This window comes from Enterobacter cloacae complex sp. GYL001, from assembly GCF_049237125.1.
Classification (GTDB): domain Bacteria; phylum Pseudomonadota; class Gammaproteobacteria; order Enterobacterales; family Enterobacteriaceae; genus Enterobacter; species Enterobacter hormaechei_C.
Genome location: NZ_JBMKGW010000016.1, coordinates 29,897 through 46,114, shown reverse-complemented (window position 1 = coordinate 46,114; position 16,218 = coordinate 29,897). Strand labels below are relative to the sequence as shown.

Annotated in this window: 19 protein-coding genes; 5 read left to right on the top strand and 14 right to left on the bottom strand. The window is 57.5% G+C overall.

Annotated features, from left to right (window positions below; translation table 11 throughout):
- Nucleotides 1-11 precede the first annotated feature (11 nt).
- Nucleotides 12-857: a 3-mercaptopyruvate sulfurtransferase gene (gene sseA / locus ACOTWU_RS20970; protein ID WP_017383536.1), complete on the top strand. Its 846-nt coding sequence runs from the start codon at nt 12-14 to the stop codon at nt 855-857.
- Nucleotides 857-1,627 (top strand): MurR/RpiR family transcriptional regulator, encoded by a 771-nt coding sequence (locus tag ACOTWU_RS20965; RefSeq protein WP_023295150.1) that lies wholly within the window; start codon nt 857-859, stop codon nt 1,625-1,627. Before sseA ends, ACOTWU_RS20965 begins: the two co-directional genes overlap by 1 nt.
- 17 nt (nt 1,628-1,644) lie before the next feature.
- Here ACOTWU_RS20965 and sseB read toward each other — a convergent pair whose 3' ends face one another.
- From sseB to trmJ, 11 genes are all read right to left on the bottom strand, one after another.
- Nucleotides 1,645-2,421, bottom strand: a complete 777-nt coding sequence (gene sseB, locus ACOTWU_RS20960; RefSeq protein ID WP_023325069.1) for an enhanced serine sensitivity protein SseB — start codon at nt 2,419-2,421, stop codon at nt 1,645-1,647.
- Nucleotides 2,422-2,562: 141 nt separating this feature from the next.
- Complete coding sequence (gene pepB, locus ACOTWU_RS20955; protein ID WP_023304219.1) at nt 2,563-3,849, bottom strand: aminopeptidase PepB; 1,287 nt, start codon at nt 3,847-3,849, stop codon at nt 2,563-2,565.
- A gap of 61 nt (nt 3,850-3,910) precedes the next feature.
- On the bottom strand, nt 3,911-4,111 hold the full coding sequence (gene iscX / locus ACOTWU_RS20950; RefSeq protein WP_003860650.1) for a Fe-S cluster assembly protein IscX: 201 nt from the start codon (nt 4,109-4,111) through the stop codon (nt 3,911-3,913).
- Between the two features lies 1 nt (nt 4,112).
- Nucleotides 4,113-4,448, bottom strand: coding sequence for an ISC system 2Fe-2S type ferredoxin (gene fdx, locus ACOTWU_RS20945; RefSeq protein WP_003860652.1), 336 nt, complete (start codon nt 4,446-4,448; stop codon nt 4,113-4,115).
- Nucleotide 4,449: 1 nt separating this feature from the next.
- Nucleotides 4,450-6,300, bottom strand: a complete 1,851-nt coding sequence (gene hscA, locus ACOTWU_RS20940; protein ID WP_032654486.1) for a Fe-S protein assembly chaperone HscA — start codon at nt 6,298-6,300, stop codon at nt 4,450-4,452.
- 14 nt (nt 6,301-6,314) lie between these two features.
- On the bottom strand, nt 6,315-6,830 hold the full coding sequence (gene hscB, locus ACOTWU_RS20935; RefSeq protein ID WP_003860657.1) for a co-chaperone HscB: 516 nt from the start codon (nt 6,828-6,830) through the stop codon (nt 6,315-6,317).
- A gap of 76 nt (nt 6,831-6,906) precedes the next feature.
- Nucleotides 6,907-7,230: an iron-sulfur cluster assembly protein IscA gene (gene iscA, locus ACOTWU_RS20930; RefSeq protein WP_003860659.1), complete on the bottom strand. Its 324-nt coding sequence runs from the start codon at nt 7,228-7,230 to the stop codon at nt 6,907-6,909.
- 13 nt (nt 7,231-7,243) lie between these two features.
- Nucleotides 7,244-7,630 (bottom strand): Fe-S cluster assembly scaffold IscU, encoded by a 387-nt coding sequence (gene iscU / locus ACOTWU_RS20925; RefSeq protein ID WP_003860661.1) that lies wholly within the window; start codon nt 7,628-7,630, stop codon nt 7,244-7,246.
- Nucleotides 7,631-7,654: 24 nt separating this feature from the next.
- Entirely contained in the window at nt 7,655-8,869 is a 1,215-nt protein-coding gene (iscS, locus tag ACOTWU_RS20920) for a cysteine desulfurase (RefSeq protein ID WP_003860663.1), read from the bottom strand.
- A gap of 117 nt (nt 8,870-8,986) precedes the next feature.
- Complete coding sequence (iscR, locus tag ACOTWU_RS20915; protein ID WP_015572158.1) at nt 8,987-9,478, bottom strand: Fe-S cluster assembly transcriptional regulator IscR; 492 nt, start codon at nt 9,476-9,478, stop codon at nt 8,987-8,989.
- A gap of 236 nt (nt 9,479-9,714) precedes the next feature.
- Entirely contained in the window at nt 9,715-10,440 is a 726-nt protein-coding gene (gene trmJ / locus ACOTWU_RS20910) for a tRNA (cytosine(32)/uridine(32)-2'-O)-methyltransferase TrmJ (RefSeq protein WP_015572157.1), read from the bottom strand.
- A gap of 132 nt (nt 10,441-10,572) precedes the next feature.
- Here trmJ and suhB point away from each other — a divergent pair, with 132 nt between their 5' ends.
- Nucleotides 10,573-11,376 (top strand): inositol-1-monophosphatase, encoded by an 804-nt coding sequence (gene suhB, locus ACOTWU_RS20905; RefSeq protein WP_003860668.1) that lies wholly within the window; start codon nt 10,573-10,575, stop codon nt 11,374-11,376.
- A gap of 61 nt (nt 11,377-11,437) precedes the next feature.
- On the opposite strand, the gene ACOTWU_RS20900 is transcribed toward suhB, so the two are convergent.
- Both ACOTWU_RS20900 and ACOTWU_RS20895 read right to left on the bottom strand, forming a co-directional pair.
- Nucleotides 11,438-12,418, bottom strand: a complete 981-nt coding sequence (locus ACOTWU_RS20900; protein ID WP_040117989.1) for a nickel/cobalt transporter — start codon at nt 12,416-12,418, stop codon at nt 11,438-11,440.
- Complete coding sequence (locus ACOTWU_RS20895; RefSeq protein ID WP_017692913.1) at nt 12,409-13,047, bottom strand: DUF1007 family protein; 639 nt, start codon at nt 13,045-13,047, stop codon at nt 12,409-12,411. Before ACOTWU_RS20895 ends, ACOTWU_RS20900 begins: the two co-directional genes overlap by 10 nt.
- Nucleotides 13,048-13,172: 125 nt before the next feature.
- Here ACOTWU_RS20895 and csiE point away from each other — a divergent pair, with 125 nt between their 5' ends.
- A complete protein-coding gene (gene csiE / locus ACOTWU_RS20890; protein WP_015572154.1) occupies nt 13,173-14,450 on the top strand; it encodes a stationary phase inducible protein CsiE in 1,278 nt (425 codons plus the stop codon).
- Here the strand turns inward: csiE and ACOTWU_RS20885 are convergent, their stop codons facing one another.
- Nucleotides 14,451-15,590: a 3-phenylpropionate MFS transporter gene (locus tag ACOTWU_RS20885; RefSeq protein WP_023295157.1), complete on the bottom strand. Its 1,140-nt coding sequence runs from the start codon at nt 15,588-15,590 to the stop codon at nt 14,451-14,453.
- A gap of 172 nt (nt 15,591-15,762) precedes the next feature.
- On the opposite strand from ACOTWU_RS20885, the gene ACOTWU_RS20880 reads away from it, so the two are divergent.
- Nucleotides 15,763-16,185, top strand: a complete 423-nt coding sequence (locus tag ACOTWU_RS20880) for a DoxX family protein (protein ID WP_003860675.1) — start codon at nt 15,763-15,765, stop codon at nt 16,183-16,185.
- Nucleotides 16,186-16,218: the final 33 nt, after the last annotated feature.

Here is a 16,218-nt window from a genome sequence, read left to right as displayed (position 1 = left end):
TGGAGGCAACCATGTCCACCTCATATTTTGTCGCTGCCGACTGGCTGATTGAGCACGGCGACGACCCGGAAGTTCAGATTATCGACGCGCGCATGGCCCCTCCGGGCCAGGAGCATCGTGACGTTCCCGCTGAATACCGTGCAGGGCACCTGCCTGGCGCGGTATTTTTTGATATCGAAGCCCTCTCCGATCACACCTCTCCCCTGCCGCACATGCTGCCTCGCCCGGAAGCGTTTTCCGTGGCGATGCGCGAGCTGGGCATCAGCAAAGATAAACATCTTGTTGTTTACGATGAAGGTAATCTGTTTTCCGCGCCGCGAGCGTGGTGGATGCTGAAAAACTTCGGCGTGGAAAAGGTATCGATTCTGGCGGGCGGACTTGCAGGCTGGAAGCGCGACGAACTACCGCTTCAGCAGGGTGACGTCACGCTGCCGGAAGGGGAATTTGATGCCACGTTTGACGCTAACGTGGTCAAGCGCCTGACCGACGTGCTGGTCGTGAGCCACGAAAACACGGCGCAAATCGTCGATGCGCGTCCCGCTCCACGTTTCAACGCAGAAGCGGACGAGCCGCGTCCGGGACTGAAACGCGGACATATCCCGGGGGCGCTGAACGTACCGTGGGGCGATCTGGTGTTTGAAGGCGAGCTGAAAACCACCGATGAATTGCGTGCCATTTTTGAACGTCAGGGCGTGGATTTGCATCGTCCGGTTATTGCCAGCTGCGGCTCCGGCGTGACGGCCTGCGTGGTGATCCTGGCGCTGGCAACCCTTGGCGCGAATGACGTGACTCTGTACGACGGCGCCTGGAGTGAATGGGGTGCACGGGACGATCTGCCGGTTGAACCGGCGAAATAATGGATAACCGCCTGGCAACGCTGTTAACGCGCGGATCGTCGCTGACCCGCGCGGAGTATCGCGTCCTCGCCCACCTCACTGAGCATCCATTGCTGGTGGGCAACATCACGGTGCGCGAGCTGGCGCAGGCGACATTTGTCTCTACCGCGACGATTATGCGGCTGTGTCAGAAGCTGGGGTTTAGCGGCTTTAGCGAGTTTATCTGGCACTGCAAGCAGCTGCTTTCTGACACGCCGCATATCACCGTACAGCCTGAGCAACATGCGGAAATGCCCGCGCTTTTTGCCCGGTTCATTGCTAACTATCAGCAGACCTTCCAGTGGGTCACCCAGGACAAACGCCAGCAGTTTGCCAGCCTGCTGCGCCAGAAAGAGAGCTTCTTTCTCTACGGCGCCGGGTTTTCATATCTTTTTGCCGAATACCTGACCAAGAAGTTGCAGGTGCTGGGAAAAACGGCGTTCATCTCCGGACCGGGGGACAGCCGGAATATTTTCCTCAGCAACGCCGCGCGCTATCAGGTGTTTATTGCCGTTTCGCGCAGCGGCGAAACGGAGCAGGTACTGGATAAAGCGCGGATCGCCAAAAACGTCGGCATGACCATCGTCGCGTTTACCCGCGCGTCGGCCAATACGCTGGCGGGTATGGCGGACGTGCATTTTGCCCTCTATGACGAAGCGGTACATTTCGCCGCCGAAGCCGCAGGGGTGACGTCGTTTGAGTCGAATCTGGTGCTGCTGATGGATTTACTGCTGCTTGAAGCAACGGGGTGAAGATCACCCCGCCGTAATCAGATAATGCGGTTGGTCTTGAGATCGCGCAGGAAGCCGCCCCAGCGACGCTCGTAGAACGGGGTGATGTGCTCGGTAATAAAGTGGCTGATCCCCTTCTCACCTTTCTTCACCTGACAGATATCAATCGGCTCATCGCCCGGCAGGGTGTCGGTTGCTACGCTTCCCGCCGCCTGGATGATCTCGTCGATATCGCCGTCGGCCTCAATCCCTATCAGCAGAACAGGTTTTTCGTCAGCGCTCTCTTTGATGGAGCAGAGGAACGCGCGTTTTACCGGCTTGATAGTTTTAAACAGCGTGGTCAGGGAGTCAATCATCTGCGCGGGCGGCTCGGCCACTTCAGACAGCAGCAGCGTTTCGCCCCCTTCCAGCACCTCCTGAGTGCTGAGCGGGTTGCCCTCGTCACCAATCAGGTGGCTGATTTCGCGCGGAGTAAACTCTTTCCCGGTCGGCAGTTTGGCGTTGAGGAACAGCGTCTGCCCCAGGGTCATTTCGAACAACGTGCGCACCGGCATCACCACGAACGCCTGTTCGTCTTCTACCGCTTCCTGCAAGGCCTCGAGCGAAGTAAAGAACGGGATCACCGAGGTGCCGTCGTCTTTCTCCCAGTGCAGCAGATCCAGCGCGCTGTCTTCGACAACCTGCTCCCCTTCCGCCGCGGTGCCCGGCACCCAGACGGTGGATTCCAGCAGCGTGCGGAAAAAGGCCGGACGGTGGGCGGGTTCGGTCGCCGCCTGCTCCAGCAGGGTTTCTAATTCGTTTTTGGTTTCTGACATAGTTTGGCTACTTCAAAAAACGCCGGGTGGCGCTTCGCTGACCCGGCCTACAAAACCGTAGGCCCGTGCAAGCGCAGCGCCGCCGGGCAATACGATGACTCCGAAGGCGCGCGTAAGCGTAGCGCTACCCGGCAAAAAAGATCACTCAGCCGTCAGCAGGTTCGCCACGGTACGCACGCCCAGACCGGTCGCACCCGCAGACCACTGCTCAACCGCCGCTTTACGGTAGGTTGCGGAGCAGTCAATGTGCAGCCAGCCTTCATGGTAGTTCTCAACGAAGTGAGACAGGAAGCCTGCTGCGGTGCTTGCCCCCGCCGGGTACGCCGCGCTCGCGGTGTTGTTCAGCTCGGCGAAGTTAGACGGCAGCTGGCTGCGGTGGAACTCGGCCAGCGGCAGACGCCAGAACGGTTCGTTTTCCGCCGCCGCGCTGGCCAGCAGGCGAGCGGCCAGCTTGTCGTCGAAGCTGAACAGGGCGTGATAGTCGTTACCCAGCGCCGTTTTCGCCGCGCCGGTCAGGGTTGCCATGTCGATAATCAGCTCCGGCTTCTGCGCAGAGGCGTCGATCAGGCCATCGGCCAGCACCAGACGGCCTTCGGCGTCGGTGTTCATCACCTCAACGTTTTTACCGTTGCGGTAGCGAATGATGTCGCCCAGCTTGAAGGCGTTGCCGCTCACCATGTTGTCCGCGCAGCACAGGTAGAGCTTCACGCGCTTGTTCAGGCCACGGGTGATGGCGAACGCCAGCGCGCCGGTAATGGTGGCCGCACCGCCCATGTCGGACTTCATGGAATCCATGAACGCGCTCTGCTTCAGGCTGTAGCCGCCGGTGTCGAAAGTGATGCCTTTTCCGACCAGACAGGCAAAGACCGGCGCTTCTTTATCGCCGGTTGGGTTGTAATCCAGCGCCAGCAGGACCGGAGGACGCTCGGAGCCACGGCCCACGGTGTGAATGCCCATGTAGTTTTGCTCGCGCAGGTCTTCACCTTTGGTGATGCGGTAAGACATCTTGTCGCCCGCTACGCCGCACAGCAGGTCAACCGCGCGCTGCGCCAGCTGCTCAGGGCCTAACTCTTCCGCCGGGGCGTTGATGGTGTCGCGCACCCAGTCGATGATTTGCAGGCGGCTTTCCAGCTCTTTCTGACCGGCTTCGTCGAGGTTCGCCCACTCGATTTTGCGGGTGCCTTTCGGGCCTTTGTAGCCTGCCCAGAACGCCCAGCTGCGGTCGGTGTCCCAGCCTTCGCCTTCCAGCGACACATGCTTAATGCCAAGGCCGTCAATTTTACGCGCGGCGCGCTGGATCAGGCCCAAATCATCATTGCCCGTCAGGTGCAGGGTAATACCGTCGTTGTTGATGCTGTAGGTGGCTTTTTCGCCCCAGCGTGAGTCGGCTGGCTGCGTGGAGAGCGTAATCTTCATCGCTTCGGTCATTTTATTTATCCTTATTAGCAACTAGCAAACGGGCCGCCTGAAGGCAGCCCGTTTATGTTATCTATTCTGCTTCATCTAACCAGACTAACAGAATCGCCTCCAGAATTTTTTCATTGGATGCGTTTGGATCGTCGTCAAAATCTTCCAGATCGCAAATCCACTGATGCATATCGGTGAATCGTACGGTCTTCGGATCGAGATCCGGGTTCGCGTCGTAGAGCGCCTCGCCGATTTCACGGCTGTCTGTCCACTTCAGTCCCATATCAATGCTCGCGTGCGTGGTTGATGGTGTAACGTGGGAACTCCACGACCAGATCTTCATCGGTCACCGCGGCCTGGCAGCTCAGGCGGCTGTCTGGCTCCAGACCCCATGCTTTATCCAGCATGTCGTCTTCGTCTTCGGTGCTCTCGGCGAGAGAGTCGAAACCTTCACGCACGATGCAGTGGCAGGTGGTGCAGGCACAGGATTTTTCACAGGCGTGTTCCACTTCGATACCTGCACGCAGGGCAACATCGAGAATGGTTTCACCGGTCTTCGCTTCCAGAACAGCGCCATCCGGACAGAGGTCCGCATGAGGCAAAATTACAATCTTTGGCATATTAAACCTCGTCCACGGACTGGCCTTTCAGCGCGACGCGGACAGATTTGTCCATGCGGCGAGCAGCGAAGTCCTGGGTTTGTTTATCAACGTTTTTAATGGCTTCTTCTATTGCGTCAGCGTCATTGCCTTCGGCGACTGCGCTTAAGCGCGCGGCAGCATCGTCAATCACCTGGCGCTCAGCGGCGCTTAACAGCGCGGCATCGGCAGCGAGCGCGCCGTTCAGGCTTTCCAGCACGCGTGCGGCTTCCACTTTTTGTTCGGCCAGCATACGCGCCTTCACATCCTGCTCGGCGTAGCTCATTGAGTCCTGAATCATGGAGGCGATTTCGCCATCGGTCAGGCCGTAGGACGGCTTCACCTGGATGGACGATTCCACGCCGGTCGATTTTTCCATCGCCGTGACGCTCAGCAGGCCGTCCGCATCCACCTGGAAGGTGACGCGAATATGCGCCCCGCCCGCCGGCAACGCCGGAATTCCGCGCAGCGCAAAGCGCGCCAGAGAGCGGCAGTCCTGCACCAGCTCGCGCTCGCCCTGCATCACGTGGATGGACATCGCGGTCTGGCCGTCTTTGAAGGTAGTAAACTCCTGCGCGCGCGCCACCGGAATGGTGGTGTTACGCGGAATGACTTTCTCCACCAGGCCGCCCATGGTTTCTAAACCCAGAGACAGCGGGATGACGTCCAGCAGCAGCATTTCGCTGTCCGGCTTGTTGCCGACCAGGATATCGGCCTGGATAGCGGCGCCCACGGCAACCACTTTGTCCGGGTCGATAGAGGTCAACGGCGTGCGGCCAAAGAATTCGCCCACGCGCTCGCGCACCAGCGGCACGCGGGTTGAGCCGCCAACCATAACCACTTCCAGCACCTCGCTGGCCTCCACGCCCGCATCTTTCAATGCGCGACGGCAGGCCAGCAGGGTACGCTTAACCAGAGGCGCGATCAGTTCGCTGAACTGATTGCGGGTGATCTCACCCTGCCAGCCCGCAACGTTAACCGTGACCGATTGCGCGTCGCTCAGGGCGATTTTGGCGTCGATGGCCGCATCCAGCAGTTCACGCTGTACGCGCGCATCGCTGCGATCGCTGATGCCCGCCTGCTCGCGGATGTAGTCCGCCAGCAGATGGTCGAAGTCATCGCCGCCGAGCGCGGAATCCCCGCCGGTCGCCAGCACTTCGAACACGCCGCGGCTCAGGCGCAGGATTGAAATATCAAACGTCCCGCCGCCGAGATCGTAAACCGCAATCACCCCTTCCTGACCGGAATCGAGGCCGTAGGCAATGGCCGCCGCCGTCGGTTCGTTCAGCAGACGCAGCACATGCAGGCCCGCCAGACGCGCGGCGTCTTTGGTGCCCTGACGCTGTGCATCGTCGAAGTAGGCCGGAACGGTGATTACCACGCCGTCGAGATCGCCGCCGAGTGTCGCCGTGGCGCGCGCCGCCAGCGCTTTGAGGATGTCAGCGGAAACGCGAATCGGGTTCAGCAGACCGGCAGACGTCGCGATCATCGGCAGGCCGTTTTCGCTGGCCTGTAGCTGATACGGCAGATGCGGGTAACGGGTCTGGATATCAGCCAGCGAGCGGCCCATCATGCGCTTAACCGAGCTGATGGTATTGGCCGGATCGCGCGCGGCGTTGGTGCGGGCATCAAACCCGACCGCGTGACCCTGCTGCTGGTAGTGGACCACGGAAGGCAGCAGATGGCGGCCCTGCTCGTCAGCCAGCGTTTCCGCCTGGCCGCTGCGCACGGTCGCCACGAGGGAATTGGTGGTGCCCAGGTCAATACCGACGGCCAGACGACGCTGGTGCGGTGCGGCGCTTAAGCCTGGCTCACTAATTTGTAATAAGGCCATAATTGCTTCCGAAATTAAAAATCGAGCAGCTTTTCTTCGAGTTGTTCAGCACTGCTTCGCAGTTTATCGAGAAAACGGAGTTTGCGCACAGTGTCTGCCGCCACGTCCCAGGTCTCGTTGTTCAGTTGCTCCACCATCTGCTGATGGCGGGTATCGAACATGCCCTTTACGCGCGTGATAAAGCTTTCCAGGCGCGCTTCGTCTTTAGCCTGTTCAATTTCATCCAGCTCTTCGCGCAGCTCCAGCTGTTCCATCAGAAAGGCGGTGTCGCGCACGGTATGCTGTTCGCTCGCCAGATCGAAACCGTGAAGCGAGAGCAGATATTCTGCACGCGCCAGCGGATGACGCAGCGTTTGCCAGGCCTGGTTGATGGTTGCGGAGTGTGATACCGCAGCCAGCTGCTCTGCCTGCGTCCCGCTGGCGAATTTATCCGGATGGTACTGACGCTGGAGATCCTGAAAACGGACCGTCAGCGCCTGGAGATCGATCGGGTATTGAGCGGGTAGTCCGAAGAGAGTGAAGTAATCCATAACAATCTCAGGGGTAGCCTGTTAGAACAAACCCCACGCGTAGCAAAGCCACGGTGGGGTTTCGGATGACGCGCGGTTAAACGTGGAAGCTTTCGCCGCAACCACACTCGTCTTTGACGTTCGGATTCGTGAATTTGAACCCTTCGTTCAGGCCTTCTTTTACGAAGTCCAGCTGAGTGCCGTTGAGGAATTGCAGGCTTTTGCCATCGACCACCACCTTCACGCCCTTGTCTTCAAACACGGTGTCATCAGACGCCGGTTCGTCAACAAACTCCAGTACGTAAGCCATACCAGAACAGCCGGAGGTACGTACGCCCAGTCGCAGGCCAAAGCCTTTACCACGGTTCGCCAGAAAAGAGCTTACTCGCGCGGCAGCGCTGTCGCTAAGGGTAATCGACATACTCAAACCTCAATTATTTTGCTTCACGTTTGCTTTTGTAATCCGCAATGGCGGCTTTGATCGCGTCTTCTGCCAGAATTGAGCAGTGAATTTTCACCGGCGGCAGTTCGAGTTCTTCAGCAATATCCGTGTTCTTGATTGCCTGTGCTTCGTCCAGAGACTTGCCCTTCACCCATTCGGTGACCAGGGAGCTGGACGCGATAGCTGAACCGCAGCCGTAGGTCTTGAAGCGCGCGTCTTCAATGATACCTTCATTGTTGACTTTAATCTGCAACTTCATCACGTCGCCACACGCTGGCGCGCCAACCATACCGCTACCGACAGATTCATCGCTGTTGTCAAAAGAGCCAACGTTGCGCGGGTTCTCGTAATGATCGATAACTTTTTCGCTGTATGCCATGATTGAATTCTCCTTATGTACCGATTAGTGATGTGACCATTCAATGCTGTTCAGATCCACGCCCTGCTTGAACATTTCCCACAGTGGAGAAAGGTCGCGCAGACGGCCAATGGAGTTACGAACCAGTTTGATGGTGTAGTCAATCTCTTCTTCGGTAGTAAAACGACCTAAAGAGAAACGGATAGAGCTGTGTGCCAGCTCGTCAGTCATACCCAGCGCGCGCAGCACGTAGGATGGCTCCAGGCTTGCAGACGTACAGGCAGAACCGGAAGAAACGGCCAGGTCTTTCAGCGCCATGATCAGCGACTCGCCTTCAACATAGTTGAAGCTGACGTTGAGGATGTTTGGCGCGCCCTGCTCGAGATCGCCGTTCAGATACACTTCTTCCATATCTTTCACGCCGTCCCACAGACGGTTACGCAGCGTACGCAGGCGTGCCATCTCGGTTTCCATCTCTTCTTTCGCGATGCGATACGCTTCGCCCATGCCCACGATCTGGTGAACAGGCAGCGTACCGGAACGCATGCCGCGCTCGTGACCACCGCCGTGCATCTGTGCTTCGATGCGGATACGTGGCTTACGACGAACGTACAGCGCGCCGATACCTTTCGGACCATAGATTTTGTGACCGGAGAAGGACATCAGGTCCACTTTCAGCTGGCTCAGGTCGATAGGCAGTTTGCCCACGCTCTGGGTCGCATCCACGTGGTAGATGATGCCGCGCGCACGGCACATTTCGCCGATGGTTGCGATGTCCTGCACAACGCCGATTTCGTTGTTAACGTGCATGATGGAAACCAGAATGGTGTCATCACGCATGGCCGCTTCGAGCTCTTTCAGGTCGATGATCCCGTTGCTCTGCGGCGCCAGGTAAGTCACTTCGAACCCTTCACGCTCCAGCTGACGGCAGGTGTCCAGCACGGCTTTGTGTTCGGTTTTGCTGGTGATGATGTGCTTGCCTTTTTTCTGATAAAAGTTGGCAGCACCTTTGATCGCCAGGTTGTCGGATTCGGTCGCACCGGAGGTGAAAACAATTTCACGCGGGTCGGCACCGACCAGGTCAGCAATCTGATTACGGGCGATATCAACCGCCTCTTCAGCATGCCAGCCAAAACGGTGAGAACGGGAAGCTGGGTTACCAAAGTTTCCGTCCAGGGTCAGACACTGCATCATTTTCTCGGCAACACGCGGGTCCACCGGCGTGGTTGCGGAGTAATCGAGATAAATCGGTAATTTCATTGCTCTATAAACTCCGTACATCGCTTCAATGCAAGGAATCAGGCAACCGGCTGGATGTACGACCGAGTACGCGGGGTGTGACCACCCCGGCCTGATTCTGAATACTTATCTTTTTAATTACGCGCGCAGTTTAACGTCGATGGCGTCCTGCGAACGGGTGCTGCGCTGTGATTCATGGCTTTGCTGACGACCCGACACGTCCAGAACTTCCTGGTTATTCACCAGTTCACCCAGGGTGATGTTGTTCAGGAAGCCGGTCAGACGGTCGCTCAGATCGCGCCACAGCGCGTGGGTCAGGCACTTATCGCCGCCCTGGCAGCCGCCTTTACCCTGGCAACGGGTCGCGTCGACGGATTCGTCAACGGCGCTAATCACTTCGCCAACCGCAATACTGCCCGCGTCTTTACCCAGCAGATAACCGCCGCCCGGGCCACGAACGCTGGACACCAGTCCATTTTTACGCAGTCTGGAGAACAGCTGTTCCAGGTAAGAGAGGGAGATCCCTTGTCGTTCAGAAATATCAGCCAACGGAACCGGGCCCGCTTCGGAGTTGAGCGCAACGTCCAGCATCGCGGTCACGGCATAACGCCCTTTAGATGTCAGTCTCATGTCTTACTTAACCTCAAACTCGCCCCTGCCCGGGGTTTTTTATTGTAAAATGGGGGTATTGCATAGCAGGGCCAAGTCTGACATTCCTGACTAAATTGGTCAACTATTTACTTGACTGTTTTAGTCAGGTATTTAACCTTCTGTGCCGTTTTTTTTGCCCGGCGGCGCTGCGCTTGCAGGGGCCTACGGGCTTTGTAGGTCGGGTAAGCGCAGCGCCACCCGGCGAACAGACGACACTATTCCTTATTCTTCTGCTCAATCGACGCCAGAATCCCGCGCAGGATGTTCAGCTCCTGGCTTTCCGGGCGCGCGCGGGTGAACATACGGCGCAGCTTATTCATCACCTGGCCCGGGTGGCCTTCACGGATAAAGCCGGTTGAGAGCAGCGTCTGCTCCAGATGACCGTAGAAGCGCTCGAGGTCGTCCACCAGCGGGTAGGCCGTCTCTTCTTTAGGTTCCACCGGTTTCTCCTGCGTTGCCAGCCATGCCATGCGCACTTCGTAGGCGATCACCTGCACCGCCATCGCCAGATTCAGCGAGCTGTATTCCGGATTGGCGGCAATCGCCACGTGATAGTGGCACTTCTGTAATTCCTCGTTGGTCAGGCCAACACGTTCACGGCCAAACACCAGCGCAACCGGCGCCTGTTCCGCTTCTGAGATGCTTTTCAGGCCGCATTCGCGCGGGTCCAGCATCGGCCAGGGCAGCGTACGGGAGCGCGCGCTGGTCCCCACCACCAGGCTGCAACCGGCCAGGGCTTCATCCAGGGTGTCCACGATCTGCGCATTCCCGATCACGTCGCTGGCGCCGGCCGCCAGAGCAATAGCCTGAGAGTCTGGTTTCACCAGCGGATTCACCAGCCACAGGTTCGTTAAGCCCATGGTTTTCATAGCGCGGGCCACAGAGCCCATGTTGCCGGTGTGCGATGTTTCGACCAGCACGATTCGAATGTTTTGCAGCATAATTTTTAAATGTCTGGATTCAGTGTCTGAAGAATATTCGGGCATATTATCATAAACGAGAGACATAATCCGATCCCGCTGCTATACTCTGCGCCGATTTTCCTGTTCTTTAACATCCAGTGAGAGAGACCGATGCATCCGATGCTGACCATCGCCGTGCGCGCAGCGCGCAAGGCGGGTAATGTAATTGCCAAACACTACGAAACCCCAGACTCCGTAGAAACCAGCCAGAAAGGCAGCAATGATTTCGTGACGAACGTCGATAAAGCCGCAGAAGCGATTATTATCGAAACGATTCGCAAATCTTACCCGCAGCACACCATCATCACCGAAGAAAGCGGTGAACATGAAGGTACCGATCAGGATGTTCAATGGGTTATCGATCCACTGGATGGCACCACCAACTTCGTCAAACGCCTGCCACACTTCTCTGTGTCTATCGCAGTACGCATCAAAGGCCGTACTGAAGTCGCCGTTGTTTACGATCCAATGCGTAACGAACTGTTCACCGCAACCCGCGGTCAGGGCGCGCAGCTGAACGGCTACCGTCTGCGTTGCAGCAATGCACGCGATCTGGACGGCACGATTCTGGCGACCGGCTTCCCGTTCAAGGCGAAGCAGCACGCAACCACTTATATGAATATCCTGGGCAAGCTGTTCACCGAATGCGCGGACTTCCGTCGCACCGGCTCTGCTGCACTGGATCTGGCCTACGTGGCGACCGGCCGCGTTGACGGTTACTTTGAGCTGTCACTGAAGCCGTGGGACTTTGCGGCGGGCGAGCTGATCGCTCGTGAAGCTGGCGCGATTGTTTGCGACTTCACCGGCGGCCATAACTATATGTCTACCGGCAACATCGTTGCAGGTAACCCGCGCGTTGTTAAAGCCATGCTGGCAAACATGCGTGATGAACTGAGCGATGCGCTGAAGCGTTAATTCAGTCTGTTAAGCCCGGTGGCGCTACGTTTACCGGGCTTACAACACGCCTCAGATACGGCTAGAAAGGCCGCAACCCCCTACCCACCGGCACCGCGCTCATCCACATTGTCACCGCAGCCACCAGCAGAATCACCCCGCCCGCCAGCGCAAGCGTTATCCAGCCAACCTGTCGCCACAATACCGGCGTTTTATTGCCGCTGAGTTTTACCGCCAGCTGACGGAAGCTGTGCACCAGCAGGGCTAACGAAGAGATCGTCAGAGACGTTCCCGCCGCCATCGCCAGCGCCGAAAGCATGCCCCAGCCAAATACGCCTGTCACTTTGCTGAACAACAGCACCAGGATTGCGCCCGAGCACGGACGCATCCCCATTGAGAGAACAATCATCAGGCGCGCACGCCAGTCCTCACTGTTCTGTAATTGTTCCTGCGTCGGCAGATGCTGATGCCCGCACCCGCAGTTTTCATGGTGAACGTGATGCGGTGTAAAGGATTTGAATTTTGGTTTTCGCAGCAACGCGCGCAATTTTTTCAGCGCCCGCCAGCAGAGGATCAGCCCCAGCACGCCTACCAGCGCGTAACTCCCCTTCTCCAGCCAGAAGCTGCTCATATGCAGCTGGCGGGCCGGCAGCTGTAGCAGCGAAAGGACGACCACGACCAGCGCAATCGCCACACCGCCCTGAAGTAAAGAAGAAGCCAGCGTCAGGCCGATACTCGATTTCAGCTTCGACGGATGCGTGGCAAGCCAGGTCGTGATGACGATTTTGCCGTGCCCCGGTCCCAGGGCATGCAGCACGCCATAGATAAAGCTGAACGCCAGAAGAGCGCCGCCCGCTTTGGTCGGATTTTCCGCCACGGCTTTCAGCAGACCGCTCATCTGCTGATTAACTTCCCGCTGCCAGAGGATGCTTTTCATCATCACCTGCGGCCATGCCTGCCACAGCCAGAGCGCGCCGCCAACCGCTAACAACAAAAAGAGCGCCAGAGGCCAGAGGTGCAGCCAGCGACGCGGCTTACTGACGGGAGAGGAGATCACTGACATTGTAACGTCACCTCCTGCGCAAACTGTTTACCTAACTCCATGTCTTCGGGGGGCGCATCCTCTTTATCAAGAGAAACGGCAAAGTTCAGCATCTCTTCGCTGGGTTTCGGGGTGTGCACGGCAATTTTGCAGCTTTTTTGCAGCGCGTCCGGCAGCCGTACGTCGCTGTCATTGTCATAGCGCATATCGACATAGTAGGTTGGGTCAAACGTGGAAAACCTGTACTTCTGCCCGGCCAGGGGTTGAGGGTGCGCCAGCGGAAGGATAAAGGTCAGCACCGCCTGATGTCCGTCGCGGGTCATACCGTACACCGTGGGACGGTTGAGAAATTTCACCTTTTGTCCGTTGTGCCAGAACTCGGTGAAGTAGTGCTGACCCAGCACGTTGGCCATCACTTCCGCCGCCAGCTTTTTCCAGATCTCATCGCCGGGCTTTGCGTTTCCGGCATCGTACAGCAGGTCGGCGGAGGTGATTTCATCCATCGTCCAGCGCATTTTCAGGCCGCTGAGCTGCGTGCCGTCCGTCACCAGTTCGGTTTTCAGGCTGATAAAACTGTGAGGATGTGCGCCGGCGGCACAAGTGAAAACCGCCAAAAATAACGCTACCGCGCTTTGTTTAACTATTTGCATCTGTTCCTCACGTCAAAAATTCTGTGATGTTCGCCAGCAATCCTGAGTGAAAGGCCTGCCGGTGCGCTTTTCAGCGCCCATCCTTTAGCTATTCTTATCAAACATTCACACTGGATACCCGACAGATGATGACGACGCTTGAAATTCCATCTGTGCTTTCCAGTTCGCAGCGCCGCTGCCAGGTGCTTTTGATGCTTTACCTGCCCGATGCTGCCATCACCGCACAGAGCATAATCGCTGCCAACGGCGTGGACGACGTCATGGCACGGCAAGATATAGCCGAGACGCGCGATGAAATCCAGCGCTATCATCGGCTTGATATCGTCACGCACCATGATGGCTGCTACCGAATTGAGGGTTCCGCCCTGAATCAACGTTTGTGCCTGCTGCACTGGCTGCGCAGGGCGCTTCGGCTCTGTCCACATTTTGTCGCCCAACAGTTTACCCCTGCCTTAAAAACCGCGCTTAAACAGCACGGCATTGCCCGCCCGCTTTATGACGATGCGAACCTTCGAGCGCTTATCAACTTTTGTGCGCGCAAGCTTCAGCGCCAGTTTGAGTCCCGCGACGTACAGTTTTTACAGCTTTATCTGCAATATTGTCTGATTCAGCATCATCTGGGCAATACGCCAGAGTTTTCGCCCGTTCAGCGCAGCTGGACGCAGTCCCGAGGGGAATACTTTACGGCGCAGGAAATTGTCCGCCACTGGAAACGGCGCGTCCCGCAGGGAACGCATAGCGATGAACAGCTGTTCCTGGCGCTGCTGTTTATGATGCTTCGCACACCCGACCCGGTGATGGATAAACACCAGCAGGATCAGCGCCTGCGTCGCGCCATCGTGCGTATGATTGCCCGTTTCCGGGCGCAAACCGGGATGAACTTCAGTGATGAGCAAGGGCTGACCGATCAGCTTTATATTCATCTGGCTCAGGCGCTGGACCGCTCCTTATTTGACATCGGCATCGACAACAGTCTGCCGGAAGAGATCCACCGTTTATACCCCCGGCTGCTGCGCACCACTAAAGAGGCGCTGTTTGAGCTGGAAGCCGAATTTGGTCTGCGATTCTCCGGTGAAGAGATGGCTCTGGTGGCGGTGATTTTTGGTGCCTGGCTGATGCAGGAGACCGACCTGCATGAAAAACAGGTGGTCCTGTTAACGGGGGAAGATAAAGCCTGCGAAGCGTTAATTGAGCAGCAGCTTCGCGAGCTGACGCTGCTGCCGCTCAATATTCGTTATCTTAGCCTGGAGGCGTTTAAGAAGGAGGGCGCCCCCCGCGAGGCGGCGCTGGTCATTACGCCTTATCCAACCGCCTTGCCGCTGTTCTCGCCGCCGCTCATTCATGCCGTTGAGGCCCTGAACACGCAGCAGCAGGAACATATTCGCGTTATGCTCGAATCATAGTTACGTGCGAGCAGCGACTTTAGGGCGGATGACGATGGCCGGTAAAGCGACCAGCGCCATCACCCAGAACACACCGTGCCCCAGGTGCTGATAGAGGAAACCGGCAAATACGGTCATCACCGCAATACTGCCGCCCATCGCCACCGCTGAATAGACCGCCTGAAGACGAATAACGTCCCCACCTTCTCGCGCCGCGATGTAGCGCATAGCCGCCAGATGGCACACGGTGAAGGTTCCGCAGTGCAGAATTTGCGCCACAATCAGCCACGGCAGCTCAGTCGTCCAGCCCATGATGCCCCAGCGCACCACGCCGCATACGGCGGAAAGCAGCAGCAGGTCACGCGCCCCGAAACGACGGAAAAGTTTTTGGCTCAGCGCGAAGATAATGACCTCCGCCACCACGCCGAGCGACCACAGGTAGCCTACCGCAGAAGCCGAGTAGCCCGCCCCCTGCCAGTAGATGGCGCTGAAGCCGTAATAGGCCGCATGTGCCCCCTGGAGCAGACAGACGCAGGCCAGGAAACGCCAGCTTTGCGCCACCAGCGAGCGCCAGGCGGGCCAGCCGGCGCTCTCCTGATGGCGGCTTTCGCCCTGCGGCATCACCGACGGACGCAGCAACATACCGAGCAGCATCGAGGCGATGCCGAGCGTTAACAGCGCCAGAATGGCACGATAGTCATAGAGGCTGACCAGTTTCCCGACCAGCGCAGAGCCGATCACGAAGGCAATCGATCCCCACAGGCGCACGCGGCCATAGTCCATGGTGATCTGCTTTTGCCAGGTGTTCGCCAGGGCATCCGTCAGCGGCACCAGCGGGGAGAAGAACAGATTAAAGCCAACCATTACCACCATCAGCCAGGCAAACTGATGGCTGACCCAGAAACAGGCCGCAAAGACCAGCGTCAGCAGGGCCAGAATTCGCACCGCTTTAATCAGTAAGGAGGGATCGCTGACGCGGGGCGCAATCAGCAGGCTACCCAGGAAACGTGCCACCAGCCCCGCGCCCAGCAGGATGCCAATGGTCTCAGGCGTCAGACCAATTCCCTTGAGCCAGACGCTCCAGAAAGGCAAAAAAATACCGTAACTAAAGAAATAGGTGAAATAGCTGAGCGCCAGCCAGCGCGTGGAATGCAAGACCATGAATCCCTCCCGAAATGGAGGCGATAGTCTGGCGTTAATCCCTGATTTTAGCAAGTCGTTAGCGCGCTATAAATTAACGATAAATTAACATCATGGACAGCCGGTCGGCGTATGGCGAGAGCGGCAAAATTGTATTACGTTTAAAGAACATCGCCTGAAGAGGTCGTTTGTCATGAACAGCTTACGTTATTTCGATTTCGGCTCCTCTCGTTCTCTCCTGCTTTTAATTGCCCGCATTGCTATCGTGGTCCTGTTTATTATTTTCGGTTATCCCAAGCTGACGGGGTTTAGCGGCACCGTTCAGTACATGACGTCGCTCGGCGCCCCCATGCCCATGCTGGCCGCCATTATTGCGGTGGTGATGGAAGTCCCCGCCGCGATTCTGATCGTGCTGGGCTTTTTCACCCGCCCCCTCGCTGTGATCTTTGTCTTCTATACGCTGGGAACGGCGGTGATTGGTCACCACTACTGGGATATGACGGGCGATGCGGTTCTGCCAAATATGATTAACTTCTACAAAAATGTGAGTATCGCTGGCGCCTTTATTTTGCTGGCGATTACCGGGCCGGGGGCCATCTCCCTCGACCGACGTTAGCCATAAAAAAAGGCCGCATGAGCGGCCTTTTTC

Bases quoted from the DNA above. Each gene is read 5' to 3' on its own strand.
- sseA (WP_017383536.1), top strand. From the start codon at position 12: ATGTCCACCTCATATTTTGTCGCTGCCGACTGGCTGATTGAGCACGGC.
- ACOTWU_RS20965 (WP_023295150.1), top strand. From the start codon at position 857: ATGGATAACCGCCTGGCAACGCTGTTAACGCGCGGATCGTCGCTGACC.
- sseB (WP_023325069.1), bottom strand. From the start codon at position 2,421: ATGTCAGAAACCAAAAACGAATTAGAAACCCTGCTGGAGCAGGCGGCG.
- pepB (WP_023304219.1), bottom strand. From the start codon at position 3,849: ATGACCGAAGCGATGAAGATTACGCTCTCCACGCAGCCAGCCGACTCA.
- iscX (WP_003860650.1), bottom strand. From the start codon at position 4,111: ATGGGACTGAAGTGGACAGACAGCCGTGAAATCGGCGAGGCGCTCTAC.
- fdx (WP_003860652.1), bottom strand. From the start codon at position 4,448: ATGCCAAAGATTGTAATTTTGCCTCATGCGGACCTCTGTCCGGATGGC.
- hscA (WP_032654486.1), bottom strand. From the start codon at position 6,300: ATGGCCTTATTACAAATTAGTGAGCCAGGCTTAAGCGCCGCACCGCAC.
- hscB (WP_003860657.1), bottom strand. From the start codon at position 6,830: ATGGATTACTTCACTCTCTTCGGACTACCCGCTCAATACCCGATCGAT.
- iscA (WP_003860659.1), bottom strand. From the start codon at position 7,230: ATGTCGATTACCCTTAGCGACAGCGCTGCCGCGCGAGTAAGCTCTTTT.
- iscU (WP_003860661.1), bottom strand. From the start codon at position 7,630: ATGGCATACAGCGAAAAAGTTATCGATCATTACGAGAACCCGCGCAAC.
- iscS (WP_003860663.1), bottom strand. From the start codon at position 8,869: ATGAAATTACCGATTTATCTCGATTACTCCGCAACCACGCCGGTGGAC.
- iscR (WP_015572158.1), bottom strand. From the start codon at position 9,478: ATGAGACTGACATCTAAAGGGCGTTATGCCGTGACCGCGATGCTGGAC.
- trmJ (WP_015572157.1), bottom strand. From the start codon at position 10,440: ATGCTGCAAAACATTCGAATCGTGCTGGTCGAAACATCGCACACCGGC.
- suhB (WP_003860668.1), top strand. From the start codon at position 10,573: ATGCATCCGATGCTGACCATCGCCGTGCGCGCAGCGCGCAAGGCGGGT.
- ACOTWU_RS20900 (WP_040117989.1), bottom strand. From the start codon at position 12,418: ATGTCAGTGATCTCCTCTCCCGTCAGTAAGCCGCGTCGCTGGCTGCAC.
- ACOTWU_RS20895 (WP_017692913.1), bottom strand. From the start codon at position 13,047: ATGCAAATAGTTAAACAAAGCGCGGTAGCGTTATTTTTGGCGGTTTTC.
- csiE (WP_015572154.1), top strand. From the start codon at position 13,173: ATGATGACGACGCTTGAAATTCCATCTGTGCTTTCCAGTTCGCAGCGC.
- ACOTWU_RS20885 (WP_023295157.1), bottom strand. From the start codon at position 15,590: ATGGTCTTGCATTCCACGCGCTGGCTGGCGCTCAGCTATTTCACCTAT.
- ACOTWU_RS20880 (WP_003860675.1), top strand. From the start codon at position 15,763: ATGAACAGCTTACGTTATTTCGATTTCGGCTCCTCTCGTTCTCTCCTG.